The organism is Paenirhodobacter ferrireducens, from assembly GCF_004022265.1.
In the GTDB taxonomy this organism is placed as follows: Bacteria; Pseudomonadota; Alphaproteobacteria; order Rhodobacterales; family Rhodobacteraceae; genus Rhodobacter; species Rhodobacter ferrireducens.
Genome location: NZ_SAVB01000021.1, coordinates 1 through 25,080 on the forward strand (window position 1 = coordinate 1; position 25,080 = coordinate 25,080).

Here is a 25,080-nt window from a genome sequence, read left to right on the forward strand (position 1 = left end):
GCACCTTGCGGGCATGAAGGACAGCAAGATCATCGTCGCGATCAACAAGGACGAAGAGGCGCCGATCTTCCAGGTCGCCGATTTCGGTCTGGTCGCCGACCTGTTCCAGGCCGTCCCGGAAATGACCTCGAAGCTCTGACCCCGCCGGGCGGGGGCGCTGCCCCCCTCGGCTTCGCCTCGGCCCCCGAGGTATTTGCGGCAAGATGAAACCAGGGGGCGCTCCGATCGGGGCGCCCCTTGCTTTTTCTTGGCTGAAATACTCCGGGGGGGAGGCGAAGCCGAGGGGGGGGGCAGCGCCCCCCCCTTTGGGGGCCTCACTCCCGCCCCTTGGGCGGTGTGCGCAGCCGGCTCGGGCTTTCGCCGGTCCAGCGCCGCCAGGCGCGCCAGAAGGCGGTGCCGTCGGCATAGCCGAGCGCGGTCGCCACCGCCTCGACGCTCATGCCATGCTCGCGCAGCAGGGTCTCGGCCCGGGCGCGGCGCACTTCGGCCAGCAGCCCGCTCAGGCTTTCGCCCTCGTCCGCCAGTCGCCGCTGAAGGCTGCGCGGCGAGATCCGCAGTGCGGCGGCGATCGTCTCGAGCGTCACCGGGCGCACGCCGAGATGCAGCCCGATCAGCGCCGTCACCTGTTCGCGCGTCGTGTCCGCATGATGCGCCTCGCCGACCAGATCGCCGAGGTGCCGCTCGATCAGCGCGATCATGTCGGCATCCTCGGTCCGGTGCGGCCGGTCTGCCTCGGCGGCTGCCATGACGATCGCGTTCGCACCCTGCGAGAACAGCACCGGCGCGCCGAACATCCGCGCGAGCGTCAGCGCCCCCGGACCCTCAGGATGGGCGAAATGCACCTCCTCGGGGCGCCATCGGGTATCGAAGCCGGTGCGGATCAGGGTGCAGATCCCGGCAAGGGTGAATTCGCTGTCCTGCCGGCAGGGGCGGGATTGCGGCGCGCTGATCATGTAGCGCAGCACCAGATGCGCGCCGTCATCCTCGAGGCTGACCTGCGTGCCGCTTTGCAAGGCCCCCGACCAGCGCGCGAGTGCCGCCAGACCGCGCCGGATCGTCGCCGACTGCACCGCGCGCAGCCCGATCGGCGCGAGCGTGCCCGGTCGCATGCCAAAGCCGAGCCGCGCGCCGAGCAGCGGATCGCCCGCCAGCTCGGCCGCCTGTTCGAAGATGTCGAGATAGGCGGCAAGGGGAATCGGGGTGTAGAGGTCGTCGAAGATCTCGGCCGACAACCCGTTGCGATGGAGCAAAATTCCCATTCTGCTCAAATCGTTATCAAAGTAGGCGAAAATCGGCTCAAGAATTAGGGCCCGGACGGACAGGATTTTCGGCAGCGGAGCGTTGGACGGCGGCATTGGCGCGGTTTCTCCGTTCGAAACGGCCATTTGGCGTGAAGTATCGGATTTCTGGCGCGAGATGCAATGGTCTCGGGCCGGAGGCGGCAGGGTAACTCGTCCTTAAATGACATAACTCTGACAGGGATGATCACCAGATGGACAATCAGACAGGCGCAAATCGTCTGCAGGGAAATTCGATCGGCTTGACGCATATCGTGTTCTTCGTGGTCGCGGCGGCGGCGCCGATGACCGCGGTGGTGGGGGCGACGCCGCCGGCCTTTGCCTTCGGCAATGGCGCGGGGGTGCCGGGGGCCTTCATCCTGTCGGGCATCCTGTACCTGCTGTTCTCGGTGGGCTTCACCGCGATGACGCGGCATGTGACCGGGGCAGGGGCGTTTTACGCCTATATCTCGCGCGGGCTGGGCAGCGGTGCGGGGATCGGCGGCGCGCTGATGGCGCTGCTCGCCTATTTCGCGATCCAGATCGGCATCTATGCGCTCTTCGCGGTGTTCATGGCGGGGGCGATGGAAAGCCTTGGCGTCTCGCTGCCGTGGTGGGTGTGGTCGCTGGCGGTGCTGGCCGTCGTCGTGCTTTTCGGGCGGCGCAACATCGCGATCTCGGGCCGCATCCTTGGCCTGTGCATGATTGCCGAGCTGGTGATCTTGCTGCTTCTCGACATCGCGATCGTGATGCACGGCGGCGCCGAGGGGCTGAGCCTTGCGGGCTTCCGCCCCTCCGAGGTCTTCGGCCCCGGGCTTGGCGTCACCATGGTCTTCGTTCTGGGCGCCTATGTCGGCTTCGAGGCCACCGCGATCTTCGGTGAGGAAGCCTGCGATCCCGACCGCACCATTCCGCGCGCGACCTATGTCGCGGTGCTGCTGATCACCGCGTTCTATGCGGTCTCGACCTGGGCGATCGTGCAGTTCTACGGCCCGGCCGCGGTGACGGGCGCGGCGACCGAGAACCTCGACGGGTTCTACTTCGCGGCCGCCGAGACGATGCTCGGCCACTGGTCGGTGCAGGTGATGAACGTGCTGCTGCTGACCAGCCTCTTTGCCTGCCTGCTCTCCTTCCACAACACGCTCAACCGCTATTTCTATGCGCTCGGCCACGAGGGGCTGGCATGGAAGTCGCTCTCGGCGGTGCATGAGACGCATGGCTCGCCGCATGTCGCGGGGCTGGTGCAGGCGGGGCTCGTGGCGCTGATCATCCTCGGCTTCGGCCTCTCGGGTGCCGATCCCTACACCCTCGTCTTCTCCTGGATGTCGGGGCTTGCGGTGCTGGGCATCCTGGCGGTGCAGGTGCTGGTCTCGGTCGCGGTGATCGTCTTCTTCCGTCGCACCGCGCATCAGCGCTCGGTCCTCACCGTCCTGGTGGCGCCGGTGCTGGCCACGGCGGGGCTCGTCGGGGCGTTCCTCCTCGTCTCCTCGAACCTCACCCTGCTCACCGGCTCGGAAAACCCGATCGTGCTCGCCTTCCCCGAGATCGTGATCGCCACCGGCGCCTGCGGGCTGCTGTTCGCCGCCTGGATCAAGCGCACCCGGCCCGAGCAATTCGCCCGCCTCGGCCGCGCCTTCGACTGACCTTCCCCCTGCCGCGACGATCCGTTGGTGCCCCCGGTGCGGGCGGCGCGCGGCAGGGCTCACCCTTTCTGCAAGCAGTGAAAGACCCAAGATGACTGCCCTTCCCAAGATCGACTTCCTCTACCTCTCCGAACCCGAGATGATCCGCGCCGGCGTCACCGACATGCCCGCCTGCGTCGATTGCATGGAAGAGATGTTCGGCCTGCTCTACAGCGGCGACTACCGCATGGCCGGCGCCAACAACGACAGCCACGGCGCGATGGTGATGTTCCCGGAAAACTCGCCCTTCCCGGAGATGCCCAAGCCGACCGCCGACCGCCGCTTCATGGCGATGCCGGCCTATCTCGGCGGCAACTTCCGCACCGCGGGCGTCAAGTGGTACGGCTCGAACATCGAGAACCGGGAAAAGGGCCTGCCGCGCTCGATCCTGATGTTCACCCTCAATGACGCCGACACCGGCGCACCGCTGGCCTTCATGTCGGCGAACCTGCTTTCGGCCTATCGCACCGGCGCGGTGCCCGGCGTCGGCGCGCGTCACCTGGCGCGCAAGGACTCGAAGATCGTCGGCATCCTCGGGCCGGGGGTGATGGCGCGCACCGCCCTTGCGGCCTTCATCGCCGTCTGCCCGCAGATCGACACGGTCAAGGTGAAGGCGCGCGGGCAGAAGAGCCTCGACACCTTCATCGCTTGGGTGAACGAGCATTACCCGCAGGTGACGACGATCGAGGTCGTCGACACGCTCGAGGCGGTGGTGCGCGGTTCCGACATCGTCACCTATTGCGCCTCGGGCGAGACCGGCGATCCGAGCCTTTATCCGATCGTGAAGCGCGAATGGGTGAAGCCGGGCGCCTTCCTCGCGATGCCCGCCGGCTGCGAGATCGACGCCGGGATGGAGGCACGCGAGGTGCGCAAGGTGCTCGACAACACCGGGCTTTACGAGGCGTGGTTCGAGGAATGCCCGAAGCCCGCGCATCACACGATCCCGGTGATCGGGGTGAAGTTCATGGACATGATCGCCGAGGGCCGGATGGCGCGGGCGGATCTGGAGGACCTTGGCGCGATCGTCGCCGGCGTCACCCCGGGCCGGCGCAATGACGACGAGATCGTGCTGATGTCGGTGGGCGGCATGCCGGTCGAGGACGTGGCCTGGGGCACGATGATCTATCGCAACGCGGTGGCCAAGGGGATCGGCGCCAAGCTGAACCTCTGGGACGTGCCGGCGCTGCGCTGAGGAGACCGATGATGCAGGTGACCAAGATCAAGACCGGCTCGCCCTTCGAGGATCACGGCAGCTATTCGCGCCTTGTCGCGGTGGATGACTGGATCTTCGTGTCGAACACCGCCGGGCGCGACCCGGTGACGAAGGAGATCCCCGCCGAGATCGGCGCGCAGACCCGTCAGGTCTTCGCCAATGTCACGCGGGCGCTCGCCGCCGTCGGCTCGGGGCTCGAGGATGTGGTGATGAGCCGCGTCTTCATTCAGGAGCCGGCCGACACCCAGGCGGTGATGACCATCGTCGGCGAGATGTTCCGCGGCATCGACCCGGCCACAACCGTGACCTGCCCGCCGCTCGGCTCGACCGTCTACCGCGTCGAGATCGAGGTGACGGCGCGCCGCGGCGCGGGCCGGGCCGAGACCGAACGGCGCGTGATCGCGCTGTGACCGACGGGCCCGCCGCCCTGCGTGCGGCGGGCCCTCCCGACTTCCCCGACCGATTGTCCCGACCGAAGGAGATCCGCCATGGCGCCCGTTCAAACCCCCGTCCTGACCAGCCGCGACGCGCCCGAGAAGACCTCGGTCGTGGTGATCGGCGGCGGCATCGTCGGCCTGTCCGCCGCGCTGGTGCTGGCCGAGCGCGGCATCCCCGTCACCGTGCTGGAAAAGGGCCGGATCGGGGCGGAACAATCCTCGCGCAACCTGGGCTGGGTGCGCAAGATGGGGCGCTCGGCCCCCGATGTGCCGCTTGCGCAGGCGGCCGACCGGCTCTGGGCCGCGATGCCGGCGCGGCTTGGCGCCGAGGTCGGCTATCGTCAGGCCGGGATCATGTATCTTGCCCGGACCGAGGCCGAGATGGCGATGCATGCGGACTGGCTGAAATCGGTGGCCGATCTGTCGCTCGACAGCCGGCTTCTGCGCCCCGCCGACATCGACGCGCTGGTGCCGGGCGGGCGCGGGCAGTGGGCGGGCGGCATCGTCACCCCCTCGGACGGGCGTGCCGAGCCGACGCTTGCCTCGGCGGCGATTGCCGCGGCGGCGATCGCGAAAGGCGCGGTGATCGTCGAAAACTGCGCGGTGCGCACGCTTTCGCGCGCCGCCGGCCGGGTCTGCGGCGTGGTGACCGAGCGCGGCGAGATCGCCTGCGAACAGGTGCTGCTGGCGTGCGGGCTCTGGTCGCGCCGCTTCCTCGGCAATCTCGGGATCTCGCTGCCGACGCTGCCGCTCGTGTGCTCGGTGTTCCGCACCGCGCCGATGGAGGGGCCGACCGAGATCGCGGTGGGCGGGCCCGACTTCTCCTTCCGCAAGCATCGCGACGGCGGTTTCATCATCACGCAGCGGGGCGCGCTCGGGGCGCCGCTGATGCTCGACCACCTGCTGATCGGGATGCGCTATCTGCCGATGCTGCGTGGCCAGCGCAAGCTGTTGCGCATCGGCCTCGGGCGCGAGGCGCTGACCGATCTTGCGCTGGCACGGCGCTGGCGGGCCGGGGCGATCTCGCCCTTCGAGCGGTTGCGCACGATGGACCCGCCGACCCGCCCCGACCTGAACGCCGAGGCGCTGGCCAATCTGCGCGCCGCCTGGCCCGCCTTCGCGACCGCCCGCATTGTCGAGGCCTGGGCGGGAATGATGGACATCACCCCCGATTCACAGCCGGTGATCGGGCCGGTCGAGACGGTGCCGGGGCTGATGCTGGCCACCGGCTTTTCCGGCCACGGCTTCGGCACCGGGCCGGCGGCGGGGCAGCTTGCGGCGGATCTGCTGTGCGGCACCGCGCCGATCGTCGACCCCGCGCCCTACCGGCTCGAGCGGCTTTGAAATGCAAACGGCGCCCCCGGGCAGGGGGCGCCGTCGTTTCAGGGTAGGGGGCCGCGGGGCGGCCGCCGTTCAGAACAGGAAGTCGTTCGCCGAATAGGCCTGACCCGCGCCAAAGTCGGAGACGTGGATATTGTTCAGCAGGATGCTGTTGGCGCCATCGACGATCATCGCGAAGCCGGTGCCGGCATCGGTGGTGAGGTGGTTGTTCATCAGGTCGGTGAAGCTGGTGATCGCAGTGACCCCGGTCAGCACGATCCGCTCGGCATCGTCGGCGCTGAAGTCCTGAATGACGTCATGACCGAAGCCGTTGGTGAAGACGAAACGGTCGGCACCGAACCCGCCGTTCAGCGTGTCGTCGCCGGCCCCGCCCAAAAGCGTGTCGTTGCCGGTGCCGCCGCGCAGGGTGTCACTGCCAAAGCCGCCATCGAGACTGTCGTCACCATTGCCGCCATCAAGCAGATCACGGCCGAAGTTGCCAACCAGACTGTCATTGCCATTGTCGCCGAAGATGCGGTCATTGCCGTCGCCGCCCTCAAGCCGGTCCGCGCCGGTGCCGGCGCCGCCGCGGAGCGTGTCATTGCCGGCGCGGCCGTAGAGCACATCATCCCCATAGCCGCCGTCGAGGCGGTCATTGCCGTTGCCGCCATCGAGCGTGTCGAGCCCGCCGCCGCCGGCGAGCGCGTCATTGCCCGCCCCCCCCAGAAGACGGTCGTTGCCGTTGCCGCCGTCAAGGCTGTCGGCGCCAGTGCCGGCGCCGCCGGACAGGCTGTCGTTGCCGTCGCCGCCAAGCAGGCTGTCGTTGCCATAGCCGCCATCGAGATTGTCGTTGCCGTCGCCGCCGTCGAGGCGGTCGTTGCCGCCACTGCCGCGCAGCAGGTCATTGCCGCCGCCGCCGAGCAGGCTGTCATTGCCATTGCCGCCGTCGAGGCTGTCGGCGCCGGTACCGCCGCCGCCATAGAGCTGGTCGTCGCCGCCGCCGCCGAGCAGGGTGTCGTCGTTGAACCCGCCGTCGAGAGTGTCATTGCCGTCGCCGCCGTCGAGGCGGTCGTTGCCGCCACTGCCACGCAGCAGGTCATTGCCGCCACCGCCGAGCAAGGTGTCATTGCCGAGCCCGCCGTCGAGGCTGTCGGCGCCGGTGCCGTCGCCGCCATAGAGCCGGTCGGCGCCGTTGCCGCCGAGCAGGGTGTCGTCGCCGAACCCGCCGTCGAGGGTGTCATTGTCGTTGCCGCCATCGAGACGGTCGTTGCCTCCGTTGCCGATCAAGGTGTCATTGCCGTCGCTGCCCAGCAGCACGTCATTGCCGAACCCGCCATCGAGGGTGTCGGCGCCGGCCTCGCCGTCGAGGCGGTCGTTGCCGGCATTGCCGCGCAGCAGGTCGTTGTCGTCGCCGCCGAACAGCGTGTCATTGCCGAGCCCGCCGTCGAGCGTGTCATTGCCGAGCTCGCCATACAGCCGGTCGTTGCCGGTCTCGCCGAAGATCGCGTCGTTATGGGTGCCGCCATGCAGGGTATCATCGCCGGCGCCGCCATAGATCCGGTCGGCGCCGCCGCCGCCATAGACCAGATCGCCACCATCGGCATCGGTGTCACCGCCCGAGATCGTGTCGGCGCCGAGACCGCCGATGATGGTGTCCTGGCCGTCGCCACCGTCGAGGCTGTCGTTGCCGGGGCCGCCGTCGATGCTGTCGTTGCCAAGCCCGCCGAGCAGCGTGTCATAGCCGCCGTTGCCGATCAGCGTGTCATTGCCGAGATCGCCCAGATAGTTGTCGTTCGCCGCGGTGCCGACGAAGGTGTCATCCCCGTCGGTGCCCACGCCCTGGACCTGGCCGCCGGCGACGATGAACTGCCACACCCCGGTGACGCCGGTGTTGCCGGCGCTGTCCTCGAGTGCAAGCATCGCCGCCTGGTTGCCGGAGGTGGGCAGCTCGAAATAGGTGTTGCCGAGCGAGAAGCCCGCCCGCGCCACGGTGCCGCCGAGCCCGCCGGTGCCGCCCGAGGCGTCGCCCGTCGTCCATTCCACGTCGCCATAGCGGAAGATGATCTCGACATTGCCGGCGCCACGGTCGATCAGTTCGAGCTGGAAGGAGTTCTGCAGATCGGTGTGGGTCCGGAAATAGCCCACGTCGTGCCAGGTGATGACGATCGAGTCGCGCCCCTCATTGAAGTCCCAGAAGACATCGCCCGGGTTGGTCACGGTGGTCCCGTCGACGAGATAGTCGCGGGTGTCGACATCGGCCCAGTAGGGGGCGACGATCGCCAGACTGCTGTTGCCGATCTCGCCCGGGGTGTAGGTGCCCAGACCGCCGCCGAAGGTGACGTTGCCGTTCGTGTTCACCGCGAAGGTGGTGTAGGTCACGCCGCCGATCGTCAGCCCGTCCTCGAAGATCGAGGTGATGTCAATGCCGCTCTCCGAGCCGTCATCGTTGTGATAGAGCACATTGGCGCCGTAGCTCAGGAAGCCGTTGTTCGCGATCGGGGTGAAGTCGAGCACCGGTGTCGGCGTGATCTCGGTCAGCTGCACCAGCTGGTCGTCAAACTGCGCCTGCTCGACGTCCCACAGGGTGTCGGTGCCGTCGATACCGCCGCCGTTGTGGCTGATGGTGAAGGAGTCGTTCGCGTTTGCGGTGATCGTGTATTGCGCGCGCAGGCCCGAGAAGGCCGCGGTATCGGTGCCAAGCCCGCCCTGCAGGATGTCGTTGCCGGCGCCGCCGATCAGCACGTCATTGCCGCCATTGCCGGTCAGGGTGTTGCTGCGCTCGTTGCCGATCAGCAGGTCGGCCTGCGCCCCGCCCACGGCATTCTCGATCTGCGCGCCATTGGCGATGGCGAAGCCGCCGTCGATGCCGCTGTAGGTGCCGCCCGAATTGGTCAGCACGCGCGAGAAGAAGCCGCCGGCGTTGTAGTCGGGGTCGATGATCTCGGTTTGCAGGCTGGCCGAGAGATGCGAGAACATCGAGGTGTTCTGCAATGCCGCGATCGAGGGGGCGGCGTCGGCGGCGATCTGGCTGCGGTCGAGCGTCGCGTCGTTGAGGTTGATCATCACCGAATTGGCGCTGTTGCCGTAGCGGATCGTGTCGGTGCCACCGCTGTCCCAGATCGCGGCATAGGCGCGGCCGATGCTCATTGCGCCCTCGGCAAGCGACAGCGCCCCGCCGCGCGCATCAAAGAGCGTATAGGTCGAGTTGCCCGCGGCATAGGTCTCGGCGCCGTATTGCTGCTGCAGCGCGGCGACGTCGAGCGCCATCATCGTGACCGCATGGCCATAGGCATCGGCATTGGTGGCGCCGGTGTAGGACATCACCGTATAGCGCTCGTTGTCGAGCGCCGGGCCGACGCTGGTCGCGGCGGGACCCTGGAACGGGTGGTAGAGACCGAGCCCGTGGCCGATCTCGTGGATCAGGGTCCAGTTCGCATATTCCCCGCCGCCAAGCTCGGCCGGCGTGCTCATGTAGTCGAGATTGCTGGTGAAGGTGCCGAAGCTCCAGTAATCGCCCGCCGCGCGCGTGGCGGTTTGCGGGAACATGCAGAACCCTTCGAGCCCGGCATAGGCCGGAGCCGGCGTGTCCGAGCTCACCAGCACGAGATCGGCGGTGGCCGCGGCGGTGGCGCGGTCGGTCACCCGGCTGAAATCGGTGGCGATCACGCTGTCGATCATCTGGAAGGCGCGGACGGTCAGCGCGGTATAGGCGTAGGTCGTGTCCGCCATCGACCCGGCCACGAAGTATTCGTTGTAATTGGCGCGAAATTCGCTGTCGAGGTCGATGTCCGAACCGGTCCCGAGATAGTATTGGAGGGTCCCGTCCGCCCATACGCGGTTGTTGGTGATATCGGCCAGCATCGTCTGTCCCGATGCCGGGAGTGCGCTGGAGATGGCGACTTCTGCCTTGGTCTGGGCCATGGGTAATCTCCTTTGGGCCAAAATCCTTCAGGCGGCAGGCACGCACCACAGCGCCGCTGCCCTCGGCCGGGCCGCGGATAGCGGAACCTCCCCCTACGTCAACACGCTTGCCGAAAAAGGCTCAACCGTCAATTGGACAAAGGGCCGCGAGCACCACAGAAACCTGTGCCGGCCGGAGTGCGGCAAGGTGGGCGAGCGTGATGCGCTTGCCCGGGCCAAGGCCGCACACGGTCATGCGCACCGCGGCCTCGGGGCGGTCGACGGCGATCCGCGCGAGGGCGAAGCCGGGCTGCGCGGTGCCGAGCCGGTAGCCGAGGATGACCGTCGGCCGGGTGAACTTGCCCGGCCCGAAGAGCGCCGCGGCGAGCGCGTCGATCGTCACCCCGCGGGCCGCCGCCGCCGCGGTCACGTCGCTGCCGTCGGGGCCCGCGGGCAGGTCCGCAAGCCGCGCGAAGAGGTCCATCTGGGCGCGCACCGAGGCGGGCGGCGCGGGGCTGTCGTCGCTGCGATAGCGGCGCAGGGTGCCTTGCGGCAGGGGCTCGCCATCATCGCGCGCGAGCGCGCCGGTGACGCCCGTCCAGCTTGCGGGGATCGGCAGGTCGCGGCCTGCCTGCGGCAGGAAGGTTTCGGCGCCCATGGCGTGGCCTTTCGTGAACGGGGGGAGAAGCGGCGCGAGCGCAGGGGCGATCAGCGCCCCGGCGAGACCGCGCAGCAATGTCCGGCGACGGGAAAACGGCATGGCGGGTCTCCTTCTGCCGCGGATCGGGTCGCGGGCATTTGGCCCCGAGGGCGGCGGTGCCGTCAACCCCCGGCGCGGGGCCTCGGCACTTCGCCGCAGGCCGGCGGGCGAAAAGGGGTTGCCGGCGCCCCGCCCGCGGCACATCTCTTGCCCAAACGCGGGCGGCAGGCAGGAGGCGCGGATGCACGGCGAATACAAGGTCCATGGCGGCAAGCTGGTCGTGGCCGATCTCGAATTGCGCGAGGGGCGGCTGGCGGCGGTGCAGATCTCGGGCGATTTCTTCCTCGAACCGGGCGAGGCGATCTTCGATCTGGGCGCCGCGCTCGAGGGGCTGCCGGCGACGGCGACGGTCGAGGAGATCACCGCCGCGCTGCGCGTCGGGCTGCGCCCCGAGGCGGTGCTGGTGGGCTTCAGCCTCGAGGCGGTGGCGATCGCGGTGCGCCGCGCGCTCGGCGTCAGCCGCGGCTGGCGCGATTTCGAATGGCAGGTGCTCGACGGGGCGCCGCTGTCGCCGGCGATGCATCTGGCGCTTGACGACGTGCTTGCCCACGAGGTCGCGGCGGGGCGTCGCGCGCCGACGCTGCGCTTTTGGGAATGGGAGCGCCCGGCGATCATCATCGGCAATTTCCAGTCGCTGAGGAACGAGGTCGACCTCGAGGCGGCCGGGGAACTGGGCGTCGAGACGGTGCGGCGGGTGACCGGCGGCGGCGCGATGTTCGTCGAGCCCGGCTCGACCATCACCTATTCGCTTTACGCGCCCGCCGAACTGGTCGACGGCATGAGCTTTGCCGATTCCTACGCCTTTCTCGACACCTGGGTGCTGAAGGCGCTGAACGATCTGGGCATCGATGCGGTCTACAAGCCGCTCAACGACATCGCGAGCTCGAAGGGCAAGATCGGCGGCGCGGCGCAGAAGCGCTATGCCGGCGGCGCGGTGCTGCACCATGTCACCATGGCCTATGACATGGACGCCTCGAAGATGATGCAGGTGCTGCGCATCGGCCGCGAGAAGCTGTCGGACAAGGGCATCGCCAGCGCCGGCAAGCGCGTCGACCCGGTGCGCAGCCAGACCGGGCTCGAGCGCGGCGCGGTGGTCGAGCGGATGAAGGCCACCTTCCTCGACCTGCACGGCGGCACCCCGGGCGCGATCACCGCCGAGGAGCTGGCCGCGGCCGAGACGCTCGCGCGCGAGAAGTTCGAAACCCCCGCCTGGCTGCACCACATCCCCTGAGGGCCGTCACAGGCTCATCCAGCTCTGCTCCACCACCGCCTCCATCGCGACATAGCTCGAGGTGGCGTGGACATGGGGCAGGGCGGAAATCTTCTCGCCCATGATCCGGCGGTAATCGGCCATGTCGCGCGAGCGCACCTTCAGCAGATAGTCGAAACCGCCGGCGATCATGTAGCACTCCTCGACCTCCTCGATCGCGCGCACCGCGGCGTTGAAGGCCGCAAGCGCGCGCTCGCGCGTGTCGCTCAGCCGCACCTCCAGATAGGTCACATGGGTCATGCCCAGCTTCAGCGGCGACAGGATCGCGCGATAGCCGGTGATCAGCCCCATCTCCTCCATCGCCTTGATCCGCGCCGCGACCGGGGTCTTCGACAGGCCGACGCGGCGAGCGAGTTCCGTGATCGGCAGGCGGGCATTGGCGACCAGCTCGCTCAGGATCTTGCGGTCGGTGGCGTCGAGTGCGGGTTCCATGGTCTGAATTTGTCCTTCATTTTGGTCTGATCGGCTACAGTATCGGCAATCATTGGTCACAGCGTCCAGTGCGATTCGGGTACAGAATCCGGAAATCGCCCTTCCGGAGTGCCGCCATGATCGCCAAGCCCGTCCCCGTCTTCCCCGCCCTCGAGGGCCCGGAAGTGAAATTCGCCCCCGAGGCGCCGCTGCTCGAGCGGCTGGTCGCCACCGCGGCGATCTCGGCCGAGACCCGCGCCGCGATCTCGGCACGTGCGGCGGCCCTCGTCGGGCGCATCCGCTCCGAGGCGAAGCCGACGCTGATGGAGCATTTCCTGGCCGAATACGGGCTGTCGACGCGCGAGGGCGTGGCGCTGATGTGTCTGGCCGAGGCGATGCTGCGCGTGCCCGACACCCAGACCATCGACGCGCTGATCGAGGACAAGATCGCGCCGGCCGAATGGGGCAAGCACCTCGGCACCGCCGCCTCGTCGCTGGTCAATGCCTCGACCTGGGCGCTGATGCTGACGGGCAAGGTGCTCGACGACGATTATCCGGGCGTGGCGGGCACGCTGCGCGGCGCGATCAAGCGCCTTGGCGAGCCGGTGATCCGCGCCGCGGTCGGCCGCGCGATGAAGGAGATGGGCCGGCAGTTCGTGCTGGGCGAGACGATCGAGGCGGGGCTTGCCAATGCCCGAGCCCGCGAGGCGATCGGCTTCACCTACAGCTATGACATGCTGGGCGAGGCGGCGATGACCTCGGCCGATGCGGCGCGCTATGACGCCGATTATACCCGCGCCATCGCGGCGATCGGCAAGGCGGCGACCAAGGGCTCGATCCACGACAACCCCGGCATCTCGATCAAGCTTTCGGCGCTGCATCCGCGCTATGAACTGGCGAACGAGGAGCGGGTGATGGCCGAGCTGGTGCCGGTGGTGCTGCGCCTTGCGCGTCAGGCCGCGGCGGCGGGCATCGGCATGCATGTCGACGCCGAGGAACAGGCGCGGCTGTCGCTGTCGTTCAAGGTGATCGAGGCGGTGATGGCCGATCCCACGCTCGCCGGCTGGGACGGCATGGGCATCGTCGTGCAGGCCTATGGCAAGCGCGCGGGCCTTGCGATTGATGCGCTTTACGACATGGCCTGCCGCTATGACCGCAAGATCTGCGTGCGGCTGGTGAAGGGCGCCTATTGGGACGCCGAGATGAAGCTGGCGCAGGTCGAGGGGCATCCGGGCTTCCCGCTCTTCACCTCGAAGACCGCGACCGACGTCAGCTATATCTGCCTGGCGAAGAAGCTCTTCGGCATGGGCGACCGGATCTTCCCGCAATTCGCCGGCCACAACGCGCATACCGTCTCGTCGATCCTCGAACTGGCCGAGGGCCGGCCGTTCGAGTTCCAGCGCCTGCACGGCATGGGCGAGCGGCTGCATGACATCGTTCTGAAGGAAACCAAGGGCCGCTGCCGGATCTATGCCCCGGTCGGCGCGCATCGCGACCTTCTGGCCTATCTGGTGCGCCGCCTGCTCGAGAATGGCGCGAACTCGTCCTTCGTGCACCAGCTCGTCGACGAGAGCATCGCGCCCGAGACGATCGCCCGCGACCCCTTCACCGCGCTCGCGACCGCGAAGGCGCCGGCCAGCCTTCTGGCGCCGGCCGATCTGTTCGGCGCGCGCCGCAAGGCCTCGAAAGGGTTCGACCTGTCGGATGAGCGCGTGGTCGAGGCGATCGAGGCGGCGCGCGACTGCGTGATCCCCGATGCCGCGCCGCTGACCGTCTCGCCCGCCACCGGCACCGCGCTGACCGTGACCAACCCCGCGACCGGCGCCGCCGTCGCGCAGGTGATCGAGGCCGATGCGGCGACGGTTGCCCGCGCCCTCGATGACGCCCGCGTCTGGGACGCGCCGGCGGCCGAACGCGCCGCGGTGCTGCGCCGCGCCGCCGACCTGTATGAGGAGAACTTCGGCCCGATCTTCGCCACCCTCGCCGCCGAAGCCGGCAAGAGCTGGGGCGATGCGGTGGGCGAGCTGCGCGAGGCCTGCGACTTCCTGCGCTATTACGCCGCCGAGGGCGAGACCTCGGGTGCCGCGCCCCGTGGCATCATCGCCGCGATCAGCCCGTGGAACTTCCCGCTGGCGATCTTCACCGGCCAGATCTCGGCCGCGCTGATGGCGGGCAACGCGGTGCTCGCGAAACCGGCCGAGGCGACGCCGCTCATCGCCGCGATGGCGGTGCGGCTCCTGCATGCGGCGGGCGTTCCGGCTTCGGCGCTGCAGCTTCTGCCGGGGCCGGGCTCGGTCGTCGGCACGGCGATCACCTCGGACCCGCGGGTGAAGGGCGTGGTCTTCACCGGCTCGACCGCCACCGCGCAGCGCATCGCCGCGGTGATGGCCGACACCCTCGAACCCGGCACGCCGCTGATCGCCGAAACCGGCGGTCTGAACGCGATGATCGTCGACTCGACCGCGCTGCCCGAACAGGCGGTGCGCGACATCGTCGCCTCGGCCTTCCGCTCGGCCGGCCAGCGCTGCTCGGCGCTGCGCTGCCTCTATGTGCAGGAAGACATTGCGCCGCATCTGCTGGCGATGGTGAAGGGCGCGATGGACGAGCTGAAGCTCGGCGATCCGTGGCACTTCGTGACCGATGTCGGCCCGGTGATCGACGCCCGCGCACAGGCCGGCATCCTTGATTATGTCGCCGCCCGCGAGGGCGCGGTCCTGCACCGCACCGCGGCACCGGCCGAGGGCACCTTCGTCGCCCCGGTGCTGCTGAAGGTCTCGGGCATCGCCGATCTCGAACGCGAGGTCTTCGGCCCGGTGCTGCATGTCGCCACCTTCCGGGCGGGCGAGATCGGGAAGGTGATCGAGGCGGTGAACGCGCGCGGCTACGGGCTGACCTTCGGGCTGCACAGCCGCATCGACGCCCGCGTGCAGGAGGTGGCCGAGGCGATCCACGTCGGCAACACCTATGTCAACCGCAACCAGATCGGTGCCGTCGTCGGCAGCCAGCCCTTTGGCGGCGAGGGGCTTTCGGGTACCGGGCCGAAGGCGGGCGGTCCGCTCTACCTCGCGCGCTTCTTCGCGCCCGAGCCGGTTGCCGCGCCGAATGAAGCGCCTGCGGGTGCGGCCGATCTTGCGGCGATCCGCGCGGCGCTGGCGGGCTTTGCCGAGACGCAGGTCGAGGAGCGGCTGATGCCCGGCCCGACGGGCGAGCTGAACCGGCTGAGCCTGCACACCCGTCCGCCGGTGCTCTGCCTCGGCCCGGGGGCGGCGGCCACCGCGGCGCAGGTCGCGGCGGTGCGCGCGCTTTGCGGCGTGGCGCTCGCCGTCGAGGGGCGGCTTGACCCCGCGGCGCTGGCCACGCTCGAGGGTTTCGGCGCCGTGCTGTGGTGGGGTGATGCCGAGACCGGCCGGGCGATCGCGCGGGTTCTGGCCGCGCGGCCGGGGCCGATCGTGCAGCTGGTCACCGGCCGCCCCGACCGCGCCCATGTGCTGCACGAGCGGCACCTGTGCGTCGACACCACCGCGGCGGGCGGCAACGCGGCGCTGCTGGCGGGCTGAGCCCGCCCGCACTCAGATCGCGCGGTAATCCTCGGTGAGCCGCGCGATCTGGTCCGGCCGGTGATCGGCAAGGTGGGGCAGATCGACGATCAGCAGGGTCTCGCGGGTGCCGGCCATCGCGATCGGCCGGGCATCGGGTCCGGCGATCACCGACAGTCCCGAAAACGCCAGCCCGCGCTCGACACCGCAGTAATTCGCATAGGCGATGACCTGACGGTTCTCATGCGCGCGGGCCGGCACCAGCACGTTCTGCACATGCTCGGCCCCGGTCGGGTTGGCCGTCGGCACGAGGATCAGATCGACCCCGCGCGCGGCCAGCGCCGCGGCGTGGCCCGGAAACTCGATGTCATAGCAGATCAGCAGCCCGCAGCGCCGCCCCTCGAAGTCGAAGACCGGCGGCGGCGCCTCGCCCGGGACGAAGCTCGTCTTCTCCATCTCGCCGTACAGCTGGATCTTACGGTAGTGGGCCAAGAGCCGCCCCTCCGGGCTGAGCGCGACGGCGCTGTTCCACACCCGCCCCTCGGCGCGCTCGGCCCAGCCAAGGGTCAGGCCACAGCCCTCGGCCGCGGCCATCTCGGCGAGCCGCGCGAGCCAGTCGCCGCCGATCGGTTCGGCGTCGCGCGCATGCAGATCGGGGCGGTTGTAGCCGGGCAGATAGAGCTCGGGCGCGACGAGCATCCGCGCCCCGGCTGCGGCAGCCGCGCGCAGCGCGCGGGCGAGCCGGTCGAAGGCGCCGGCAATGTCGCCGTCGGTGGGCAGGGCCTGATAAAGCGCGAGTTTCATTCTGTCTCCGGGAATTCAGGGCAGGGGGCGGCGTGCATTCGACACGGCCCGCCGCCAAAGCGCAAGCCCGGCTGTGCCGCAGGCCCTGCCACTTGCCCCGCGAGGGCATTTCCTCTAGGCCAGTTCGCAACGCGAAACAAACCGTCGGACACGCCATGCGTCTTACCCGCTATTTCCTCCCCGTCCTCAAGGAAAACCCCGCCGAGGCGCAGATCGTCTCGCACCGCTACATGCTGCGCGCGGGGATGATCAAGCAGCAGGCGGCGGGGATCTATTCCTGGCTGCCGATGGGCTTCAAGGTGCTCAAGCGGCTCGAGCAGATCGTGCACGAGGAGCAGATCCGCGCCGGGCACATCCCGCTGCTGATGCCGACGCTGCAATCGGCCGATCTGTGGCGCGAGTCGGGGCGCTATGACGCCTACGGCCCCGAGATGCTGCGCTTCAAGGACCGCCACGACCGCGAGATGCTCTATGGTCCGACGAACGAGGAGATGATCACCGACATCTTCCGCGCCCATGTCGAAAGCTACAAGTCGCTGCCGCTGACGCTCTATCACATCCAGTGGAAGTTCCGCGACGAGGTCCGTCCGCGCTTTGGCGTGATGCGCGGCCGCGAGTTCCTGATGAAGGACGGCTATTCCTTCGACCTGACGAAGGAAGATGCGCTGCATGCCTACAACCGCCACATGGTGAGCTATCTGCGCACCTACGAGCGGATGGGCCTGACCGCGATCCCGATGCGGGCGGACAGCGGCCCGATCGGCGGCGACAACACCCATGAATTCCTGGTGCTGGCGAAGACCGGCGAGTCGGAAGTCTTCTATGACGCCAAGGTGCCCGAGCTGAAGCTGGGCGACCGCACCGTCGATTACGACAACCGCGACGAGGTCGCTGCGATCTGCAAGGAGTTCACCACGCTCTACGCCCGCACCGACGAGACCCATGACGAGGCCCTCTTCAACCAGATCCCGGAAGAGCGGCGCTGCGTCGGCCGCGGTATCGAGGTCGGGCAGATCTTCTACTTCGGCACCAAATACTCGGAACCGATGGGCGCCACCGTCACCACCCCCGATGGCGCCAAGGTGCCGGTCGAGATGGGCAGCCACGGCATCGGTGTCAGCCGCCTGATCGGCGCGCTGATCGAGGCGAACCACGACGAGAAGGGCATCATCTGGCCCGAGGGCGTGACCCCCTTCCACGTCGGCCTCGTCAACCTGAAGCAGGGCGATGTGGCGACCGACGCCGCCTGCGAGGCGCTCTATGCCGCGCTGAAGGCGAAGGGGCTCGACCCGCTTTACGACGACCGCGAGGAACGTGCCGGCGCCAAGTTCGCCACCATGGACCTGATCGGCCTGCCCTGGCGCATCACCGTCGGCCCGCGCGGTCTGGCGAACGGTCTGGTCGAGCTGACCTCGCGCCGCACCGGCGAGAGCGAGGAGATGCCCCCCGAGGCCGCCGTCGCGCGGATCGTCGAGATCTACGCCGGGATCTGATCCGGGCAGAAGTTTTCCGAAAAGGGGCGGGGCCACGGGCCACCGCCCCTTTTCTCTGCGCCGCTGGAAAGGCTGGACTTGAGTAAAAAACTCGGGTAATCGCGTCTCCATCATTTGGAGGTGTCGATGAAACGGGCTGTGCTGATCGCGATGGCGTTCACCGCGCTGGCTGCGCCGCTGCGGGCAGAAGAGGGGGCCTATCCCTCGCTCGAGGCCTGGGGCGAGGCGCTGTTCTTCGACACCAACCTGTCGCAGAACCGCACCGAGGCCTGTGCCACCTGTCACGACCCGGCCGCCGGGTTCAGTGACCCGCGCGAGACCGCCGTGGGCCGCGCCGTCAGCCTGGGCGATGATGGCGCAAGCCTGGGCGACCGCAACGCGCCGACGGCGAGCTATGCGCGCTTTTCCCCGCCCTTCGGCCGCACCGCCGATGGCAAGTGGCAGGGCGGGCAGTTCCACGACGGCCGCGCCGCGACCTTGGCCGATCAGGCGAAGGGGCCGCCGCTGAACCCGATCGAGATGGGGATGCCCGATGTCGCCGCGGTCGCGGCGCGGCTGCGCGAGAACCCGCGCTATGTCGCGACGCTCGCGGCGCTGCGCCCCGGCGCCGATGATGCCGCTGCCTTCGATGCTATGGCCGAGGCGATCGCCGCCTATGAGGCCAGCGACACCTTCGCGCCCTTCGACTCGAAATACGACCGCTTCCTGCGCGGCGCGGCGAAACTGACCGATCAGGAGGAGCTTGGGCGGCTTCTGTTCTTCTCGAACCAGTTTACCAATTGCAACCTTTGCCACCAGTTGCGCGGCACTCCAGGGGCAAAAGAAGAGACCTTTTCCAACTATCAGTTCCATAACATCGGCGTGCCGGTGAACCGCGCCGTGCGCGCGGCGAACGGCGCCGCACCCGACCGGGTGGATGCGGGACTGCTGGAAAACCCGGCCGTCACCGACCCCGCCGAGGCCGGCAAGATCAAGGTGCCGACGCTGCGCAATGTCGCGGTCACCGGGCCCTATATGCACAACGGCGTCTTTGCCGATCTGCGCACGGTGATCCTGTTCTACAACAGCTACAACACGAAGCGCCTCGAGCGGCACATCAACCCCGAGACCGGCGCGCCCTTCGATCCGCCCGAGGTGGCGCAGAACCTCTCGCGCACCGAGCTCGAGACCGGCCCGGCCCTCGACGATCAGCGCATCGACGCGCTGGTGGCATTTCTCAAGACGCTGACGGATGCGCGCTATGAACCGCTGCTGACCGATCCGTGAAGCGCGCAGAGGGGTAGCGGGCTTGACCTTTGCGCCCCGAAAGGCAAGGGTCCGGCGACCCTTGGGACGCATGTCATGGCCACTCGCACCGCACCTTTCTCCGGCTTCGAATTCCTGATCGCCTGGCGCTATCTGCGCGCCCGCCGCGCCGAGGGCGGGGTCTCGGTGATGACCTGGATCAGCCTGATCGGCATCATGCTGGGCGTCGCCGCGCTGATCATCACGCTCGCCGTGCGCGCGGGCTTCCGCGCCGAGTTCGTCGACACCATCCTCGGCTCGAACGCCCATGTCACCGTCTATTCGGCGCCGCAGGAAGTGGTGGCCGGCACCGGCATCTTCTCCTCGCTGATGCCCGATTATCAGGACCGGGCCGAGCGGATCCGCAAGGTGCCGGGGGTGACCCGCGCCGCACCGCTGATCCGCGGTCAGGCGATGGCGACCTTCGACGACCGCTCGAACGTCGCCGATGTCTATGGCATCTCGGCCGAGGATCTGGCCACCATCCCGCGCGTCGCCAACCCGAAGACCTCGCGCGGCGATCTTGCCCGTTTCGGCGAGGGCATCGCGATGGGCTCGGAGCTCGCGCGCGAGCTTGGCGTGACGCTCGGCGACCGGGTGCGGCTGATCTCGCCCAACGGCGCCAAGACCGCCTTCGGCACCAGCCCGCGGGTGAACGCCTATGAGGTCGTCTATATCTTCACCGCCGGCCGTTGGGACATCGACCGCACCCGCGTCTACATGCCCTTCGCCGAGGCGCAGAGCTATTTCAACCGCGAGGCCGGCGCCGACGAGATCGAGGTCGATGTGACCGACCCCGAGCGCGTCGACGACTGGACGCCGCAGCTGATCGCCGCCGGTGGGGCGGGCACCATGCTGTGGAGCTGGCGCGACGCCTCGGGCAGCTTCCTGCGCGCGCTCGACATCGAGGACAACGTGATGTTCGTGATCCTTGCCGTGCTGGTGCTGATCGCGACGATGAACATCACCTCGGGCCTCATCATGCTGGTGAAGAACAAGGGCCGCGACATCGGCATCCTGCGCACGATGGGGCTGACCGAGGGCTCGGTGCTGCGCGTCTTCTTCCTGTGCGGCGCCTTCACCGGGGTGATCGGCACCGCGGCGGGCGTCGCCCTCGGCGTCGTCTTCGCGCTGTATATCGACCAGGTGATGGCCTTCGTGAACTGGCTGAACGGCGGCGGCGCCTGGGACCCCTCGATCCGCGGCATCTATGCCCTGCCGGCGAAGCTGCAGCCCTGGGACGTGACCAAGGCGGTGGCGCTGTCGCTGGGCCTCAGCTTCGTCGTGACGATCTTCCCCGCCCGCCGTGCGGCGCGGCTGAACCCCGTGGAGGCGCTGCGCTATGAATGACGTGCTGACGCTTGAGAAGTTGGAAAAGTGCTATAACCGCGGCAAGCCGGGCGAGATTTCGGTGCTGCGCGGCGTGAATTTGACCATCCCACGCGGACAGGTCGTGGCCCTTGTCGCGCCCTCGGGGGCTGGCAAGTCGACGCTTCTGCACATCGCGGGGCTGCTCGACACCCCCGACAGCGGGCGGGTGGCGATCAACGGGCAGGAGCTGAGCGGCGCCTCCGACCGGCGCCGGACCGAGGCGCGGCGCAACGAGCTGGGCTTCGTCTATCAGTTCCACCACCTGCTGCCCGAGTTCACCGCCGAGGAGAACGTGATGCTGCCGCAGCTGGCGAATGGCGCGGGCAAGGCGGCGGCCCGGGCCCGGGCCGGGGCGCTGCTCGACCGCGTCGGGCTGTCGGGCCGCATCGACCACCGGCCCTCGGCGCTTTCGGGGGGCGAGCAGCAGCGCGTCGCCTTCTGCCGGGCGCTCGCCAATGCGCCGAGCCTTCTGCTCGCCGACGAGCCCACCGGCAACCTCGACCCGGCGACCTCGGACACGGTCTTCGGCGTGCTGATGGATCTGGTGCGCGAAACCGGCATGTCGGCGCTGATCGCCACGCATAACCTCGACCTTGCGGCGCGGATGGACCGTGTGTTGCGTCTCGAGGCCGGCGCGCTGACGGAGTGAGCGATGGAACTTTACGGCATCAGGAGCTGTGACACGGTGAAGAAGGCGCTGAAGGCGCTCGACGCCGCCGGGCGCGACGTCGCGTTCCGGGACGTGCGCGTCACGCCGCTGAGCGCGGCCGAGATCGACGCCTTCCTGGCGGCCTTCGGCGAGAAGCTGGTGAACCGCTCCTCGACCACCTGGCGCGGGCTGAGCGAGGCCGAGCGCGTCCGCCCGGCGGCGGACCTTCTGGCCGAACATCCGACGCTGATGAAGCGCCCGGTGATCCGCGACGGTGCGAAGATGACGCTGGGCTGGGGCGCGGCCGAACAGGCGAGCTGGCTTTAACCCAACGCCGGACGCTGCTCGTCCCAGCGGGCCAGGTAATCGGTCTGATAGGCGCGCCCGTCGCCCGCCTGGGCCGCCGGCTTGCGCACGGCATAATCGAGCATCAGCCCGCCGAGGGCCTCGAGCCTGCGCGAGAAGCGCGGCCGCAGGCCGGTGACGTTCGGGCTCGTCGCCTCCACCTGCACCCGCGCGAGGCGCGGCTGCAGCGGCTGCAACCGGCAATGCAGAACCTCATAGCCCATGGCCCTCTGCCAGAAGCCGAAGACGAGTTCCGGGGTCAGCTGATAGAATCCATGGTTCACCCAGTTGTTCGCTGGGGAATGGCCGATCAGCACGCCGCCCGGCTTCAGCATCCGGTCGATGTTGCGCAGCGCCGTCGGCAGCTCGAACACATGCTCGCAGGTGCCGCCGTCATAGACGACGTCGAAACGTTCCTCGAGAGCGGGGGAGAGCGGGGCAGAGAGGTCCTGAATCAGGCTCGCGCCCTCGTAATCGCTGAAATCCATCGAGTCGACGGTGTCGAAGCCGAGACGGCGGAAGAAGGTCTCGGAATAGATCGAGTCGGGATCGGCCAGATCGGCGGCGGCGGTGCCGGGCAGGTGCTGGGCGAGGGTTTCGTCGAGCAGATCGGCGCTGGCGCCGCGGCGCGCGCCAATCCAGCGTTGTCGGCCAAGCATGACGAAGGCGCCGGAAAGATCGTTCAGCCGAGTCGTTTCAATCAGCCGGGCGGCAAGCGTATCTGGAATCGCCATGGTCGTATCCTCCCGCAGCGAGCACTGGAAAAAAAGGTCACTCACAAGAAGATCCGGGCAAGGGCTGCCCGAATCAATTCGGTTTTGTTGCGCAGCGCCGGGGGCTTCCGCCCTACAGGGACAGATGCCCGGCTGCTGCGATCAGAGCAGCTTGAGATCGCCGGCCGAGGACCGGCCGTCGCGGCCCGAGATCATCTCGAAGCTGACTTTCTGGTTGTCGGCCAGGGACTTGAGGCCAGCGCGCTCGACCGCCGAGATGTGGACGAAAACGTCCTTGCCGCCACCATCGGGGGCGATGAAACCATAACCCTTGGTGGTGTTGAACCATTTCACGGTGCCAGTGGCCATACCGTATCTCCTATCAGTGTTCCCGGGGCGATATTGCGCCGGGCCGTGCAGCCAGGTCTTTCAGGTCGTCCGGCTGCCCCGAGAAGGGAGCGGTAGAAAGTCTGCGGTCACGCGTAAGAAAACCTGCCACAGGCGGATAAAAAATCAACGAAAAAAAAGGTGAGGGCCGAAGCCCTGCACCTGATGGCACGAAATTCCGGCATTGCCCGTTTGGCGAGCGCTCAGCGCAGGTCGGGGGGCAGCGCCTCGGCGGTGAGCCGCGCGACGATCTCATCGAGGCCCACGGTCTCGGTCCGGGTCTCGCCCAGGTGACGCACGGAGACGGTGCGCTCCTCGACCTCCTTCATCCCGATCGCGAAGATATAGGGCACCTTGCCGAGCGAATGCTCGCGCACCTTGTAGTTGATCTTCTCGTTGCGGGTGTCGCATTCGGCGCGGATGCCGGCCTCGATCAGCTTCGCGGCGACCTCCTCGACATAATCATCGGCGTCCGAGACGATCGAGGCGACGACGACCTGGCGCGGCGCCAGCCACAGCGGCAGCTTGCCGGCATGGCTTTCGATCAGGATACCGATGAAGCGCTCGAACGAGCCGAGGCAGGCACGGTGCAGCATGATCGGGCGGTGTTTCGCACCGTCGACGCCGATATAGCTTGCGTCCAGCCGCTCGGGCAGGTTCGGGTCGACCTGCAGCGTGCCGCATTGCCAGTCGCGGCCGATCGCGTCGGTCAGCACGAATTCGAGCTTCGGCCCGTAGAAGGCGCCTTCGCCCTCCTGGATCTCGAAGTCATAGCCGGCCGCCTTGCAGGCATTGCCGAGCGCCGCCTCGGCGTGGTCCCAGCTTTCCTCGGTGCCGATGCGCTTCTCCGGCCGGGTCGACAGCTTGATGCGCCAGTTGGTGAAGCCGAGGTCGGCATAGACCTGGGCGAGGAAGTCGATGAACTTCTTCGTCTCGGCCTCGATCTGGTCTTCCATGCAGAAGATATGCGCGTCGTCCTGGGTGAAGCCGCGCACGCGCATGATGCCATGCAGCGCGCCCGAGGGCTCGTAGCGCGCACAGGACCCGAATTCGGCCATGCGCAGCGGCAGGTCGCGATAGGACTTGATGCCGTGGTTGAAGATCTGGACGTGGCAGGGGCAGTTCATCGGCTTGAGCGCGTTGACGACCTTTTCCTTCGCGCCTTCCTCGTCGACCTCGACGATGAACATGTTCTCGCGGTAGTTCGCCCAGTGGCCCGATTTTTCCCACAGGTTCCGGTTCACCACCTGCGGCGTGTTCACCTCGACATAGCCGTCGGCGCGCTGGCGGCGGCGCATGTAGTCCTGCAGCGTGGTGTAGATCGACCAGCCGTTCGGGTGCCAGAACACCTGACCGGGCGCCTCTTCCTGCATGTGGAAGAGGTCCATCTCCTTGCCGAGCTTGCGGTGGTCGCGCTTGGCGGCCTCCTCGAGCATGGTCATGTGCGCCTTCAGGTCATCGCGGGTGCGGAAGGCGATGCCGTAGATGCGCTGCAGCATCGGCCGCGTGCTGTCGCCCAGCCAGTAGGCGCCGGCGACATGGGTCAGTTTGAAGGCGTCGGCGGGCACCTGGCCGGTCGACTGCAGGTGCGGGCCGCGGCACAGGTCCTGCCAGTCGCCGTGCCAGTACATGCGGATGTTTTCGCCCTCGGGGATGCGGTTCACCAGCTCGACCTTGTAGGGCTCGCCGCTTTCCACATAGTGCTGGATCGCCGCCTCGCGCGACCAGACCTCGGTGCGGACGGGTTCGCGGGCGTTGATGATCTGCTTCATCTTCGCCTCGATCGCGCCCAGGTCCTCGGGGGTGAAGGGCTCGGCCCGGTCGAAGTCGTAGAACCAGCCGTAATCGCGCACCGGCCCGATCGTGACCTTCACGTCCGGCCAGATCTCCTGCACGGCGCGGGCCATGATATGGGCGAGGTCGTGGCGGATCAGTTCGAGCGCCGGCACCTGATCCTTCATCGTGTTGATCGAGATCCGCGCGTCGGCGTCGATCGGCCATTGCAGGTCGTAATGCGCGCCGTTCACCTGCGCCGAGATCGCCGCCTTGGCGAGCGATTTCGAGATCGAGGCGGCAACGTCGCCCGCGGTCACGCCGGCCGCGAATTCGCGTTTGCTGCCATCGGGAAAGGTGAGGGTGATCTGAGACTGGGACACGTCGGTCCTCCTCGTCGGTTTGGCGCCCACGGAGCGCCCGGTTGCGGGTTATGATCGCGCGGGTATGCGCCC

19 protein-coding genes and 1 pseudogene are annotated in these 25,080 nt (G+C 68.3%); 12 read left to right on the plus strand and 8 right to left on the minus strand.

Translation table 11 applies throughout. The features are described from left to right. A pseudogene (locus EOW65_RS14600) lies at positions 1 to 139 on the plus strand (electron transfer flavoprotein subunit alpha/FixB family protein); the annotation flags it as partial. Between the two features lie 175 nt (positions 140 to 314). On the opposite strand, the gene EOW65_RS14605 reads toward EOW65_RS14600, so the two are convergent. Then, positions 315 to 1,259: an AraC family transcriptional regulator gene (locus EOW65_RS14605; RefSeq protein ID WP_164880111.1), complete on the minus strand. Its 945-nt coding sequence runs from the start codon at positions 1,257 to 1,259 to the stop codon at positions 315 to 317. A gap of 281 nt (positions 1,260 to 1,540) precedes the next feature. Between EOW65_RS14605 and EOW65_RS14610 the strand changes: the two genes are divergently transcribed. The 4 genes from EOW65_RS14610 to EOW65_RS14625 all read left to right on the plus strand — a co-directional run bounded on the left by EOW65_RS14610 (position 1,541) and on the right by EOW65_RS14625 (position 5,953). Continuing rightward, positions 1,541 to 2,920, plus strand: coding sequence for an APC family permease (locus tag EOW65_RS14610; protein ID WP_240664708.1), 1,380 nt, complete (start codon positions 1,541 to 1,543; stop codon positions 2,918 to 2,920). Positions 2,921 to 3,011: 91 nt separating this feature from the next. After that, positions 3,012 to 4,151 carry a tyramine oxidase subunit B gene (locus EOW65_RS14615; RefSeq protein ID WP_128150636.1) on the plus strand — a complete coding sequence of 380 codons (1,140 nt, stop codon included), beginning with the start codon at positions 3,012 to 3,014 and terminating at the stop codon, positions 4,149 to 4,151. A gap of 11 nt (positions 4,152 to 4,162) precedes the next feature. Further along, positions 4,163 to 4,582: a Rid family hydrolase gene (locus EOW65_RS14620; RefSeq protein ID WP_240664710.1), complete on the plus strand. Its 420-nt coding sequence runs from the start codon at positions 4,163 to 4,165 to the stop codon at positions 4,580 to 4,582. A 78-nt stretch (positions 4,583 to 4,660) separates the two neighbouring features. Further along, positions 4,661 to 5,953, plus strand: a complete 1,293-nt coding sequence (locus EOW65_RS14625; protein ID WP_128150644.1) for an NAD(P)/FAD-dependent oxidoreductase — start codon at positions 4,661 to 4,663, stop codon at positions 5,951 to 5,953. Between the two features lie 69 nt (positions 5,954 to 6,022). Here EOW65_RS14625 and EOW65_RS20410 read toward each other — a convergent pair whose 3' ends face one another. Beyond that, complete coding sequence (locus tag EOW65_RS20410) at positions 6,023 to 9,850, minus strand: nidogen-like domain-containing protein (RefSeq protein ID WP_128150646.1); 3,828 nt, start codon at positions 9,848 to 9,850, stop codon at positions 6,023 to 6,025. Positions 9,851 to 9,971: 121 nt separating this feature from the next. Further along, positions 9,972 to 10,589 carry a hypothetical protein gene (locus EOW65_RS14635; RefSeq protein ID WP_128150648.1) on the minus strand — a complete coding sequence of 206 codons (618 nt, stop codon included), beginning with the start codon at positions 10,587 to 10,589 and terminating at the stop codon, positions 9,972 to 9,974. A gap of 181 nt (positions 10,590 to 10,770) precedes the next feature. On the opposite strand from EOW65_RS14635, the gene EOW65_RS14640 reads away from it, so the two are divergent. Then, complete coding sequence (locus EOW65_RS14640; RefSeq protein ID WP_128150650.1) at positions 10,771 to 11,820, plus strand: lipoate--protein ligase family protein; 1,050 nt, start codon at positions 10,771 to 10,773, stop codon at positions 11,818 to 11,820. Positions 11,821 to 11,826: 6 nt separating this feature from the next. On the opposite strand, the gene EOW65_RS14645 is transcribed toward EOW65_RS14640, so the two are convergent. Further along, on the minus strand, positions 11,827 to 12,291 hold the full coding sequence (locus EOW65_RS14645) for an Lrp/AsnC family transcriptional regulator (protein WP_128150651.1): 465 nt from the start codon (positions 12,289 to 12,291) through the stop codon (positions 11,827 to 11,829). Positions 12,292 to 12,407: 116 nt separating this feature from the next. Between EOW65_RS14645 and putA the strand changes: the two genes are divergently transcribed. After that, positions 12,408 to 15,827, plus strand: a complete 3,420-nt coding sequence (gene putA, locus EOW65_RS14650; RefSeq protein WP_128150653.1) for a bifunctional proline dehydrogenase/L-glutamate gamma-semialdehyde dehydrogenase PutA — start codon at positions 12,408 to 12,410, stop codon at positions 15,825 to 15,827. A 12-nt stretch (positions 15,828 to 15,839) separates the two neighbouring features. On the opposite strand, the gene EOW65_RS14655 is transcribed toward putA, so the two are convergent. After that, positions 15,840 to 16,610, minus strand: coding sequence for a carbon-nitrogen hydrolase family protein (locus tag EOW65_RS14655; RefSeq protein WP_128150655.1), 771 nt, complete (start codon positions 16,608 to 16,610; stop codon positions 15,840 to 15,842). Positions 16,611 to 16,765: 155 nt separating this feature from the next. On the opposite strand from EOW65_RS14655, the gene proS reads away from it, so the two are divergent. From proS to EOW65_RS14680, 5 genes are all read left to right on the plus strand, one after another. Next, positions 16,766 to 18,103, plus strand: coding sequence for a proline--tRNA ligase (gene proS / locus EOW65_RS14660; RefSeq protein ID WP_128150657.1), 1,338 nt, complete (start codon positions 16,766 to 16,768; stop codon positions 18,101 to 18,103). Between the two features lie 126 nt (positions 18,104 to 18,229). Further along, entirely contained in the window at positions 18,230 to 19,369 is a 1,140-nt protein-coding gene (locus tag EOW65_RS14665) for a cytochrome-c peroxidase (RefSeq protein ID WP_128150659.1), read from the plus strand. Between the two features lie 75 nt (positions 19,370 to 19,444). Beyond that, complete coding sequence (locus EOW65_RS14670; RefSeq protein ID WP_128150661.1) at positions 19,445 to 20,737, plus strand: lipoprotein-releasing ABC transporter permease subunit; 1,293 nt, start codon at positions 19,445 to 19,447, stop codon at positions 20,735 to 20,737. Next, complete coding sequence (locus tag EOW65_RS14675; protein ID WP_128150663.1) at positions 20,730 to 21,407, plus strand: ABC transporter ATP-binding protein; 678 nt, start codon at positions 20,730 to 20,732, stop codon at positions 21,405 to 21,407. Before EOW65_RS14670 ends, EOW65_RS14675 begins: the two co-directional genes overlap by 8 nt. 3 nt (positions 21,408 to 21,410) lie before the next feature. Continuing rightward, on the plus strand, positions 21,411 to 21,734 hold the full coding sequence (locus EOW65_RS14680) for an arsenate reductase family protein (protein WP_128150665.1): 324 nt from the start codon (positions 21,411 to 21,413) through the stop codon (positions 21,732 to 21,734). On the opposite strand, the gene EOW65_RS14685 is transcribed toward EOW65_RS14680, so the two are convergent. The 3 genes from EOW65_RS14685 to thrS all read right to left on the minus strand — a co-directional run bounded on the left by EOW65_RS14685 (position 21,731) and on the right by thrS (position 25,008). Further along, positions 21,731 to 22,486 (minus strand): methyltransferase domain-containing protein, encoded by a 756-nt coding sequence (locus tag EOW65_RS14685; RefSeq protein ID WP_128150667.1) that lies wholly within the window; start codon positions 22,484 to 22,486, stop codon positions 21,731 to 21,733. The genes EOW65_RS14680 and EOW65_RS14685 overlap by 4 nt on opposite strands. Before the next feature lie 141 nt (positions 22,487 to 22,627). After that, positions 22,628 to 22,834: a cold-shock protein gene (locus EOW65_RS14690; RefSeq protein WP_113900742.1), complete on the minus strand. Its 207-nt coding sequence runs from the start codon at positions 22,832 to 22,834 to the stop codon at positions 22,628 to 22,630. Between the two features lie 221 nt (positions 22,835 to 23,055). Beyond that, positions 23,056 to 25,008: a threonine--tRNA ligase gene (thrS, locus tag EOW65_RS14695; protein ID WP_128150669.1), complete on the minus strand. Its 1,953-nt coding sequence runs from the start codon at positions 25,006 to 25,008 to the stop codon at positions 23,056 to 23,058. Positions 25,009 to 25,080 lie beyond the last annotated feature (72 nt).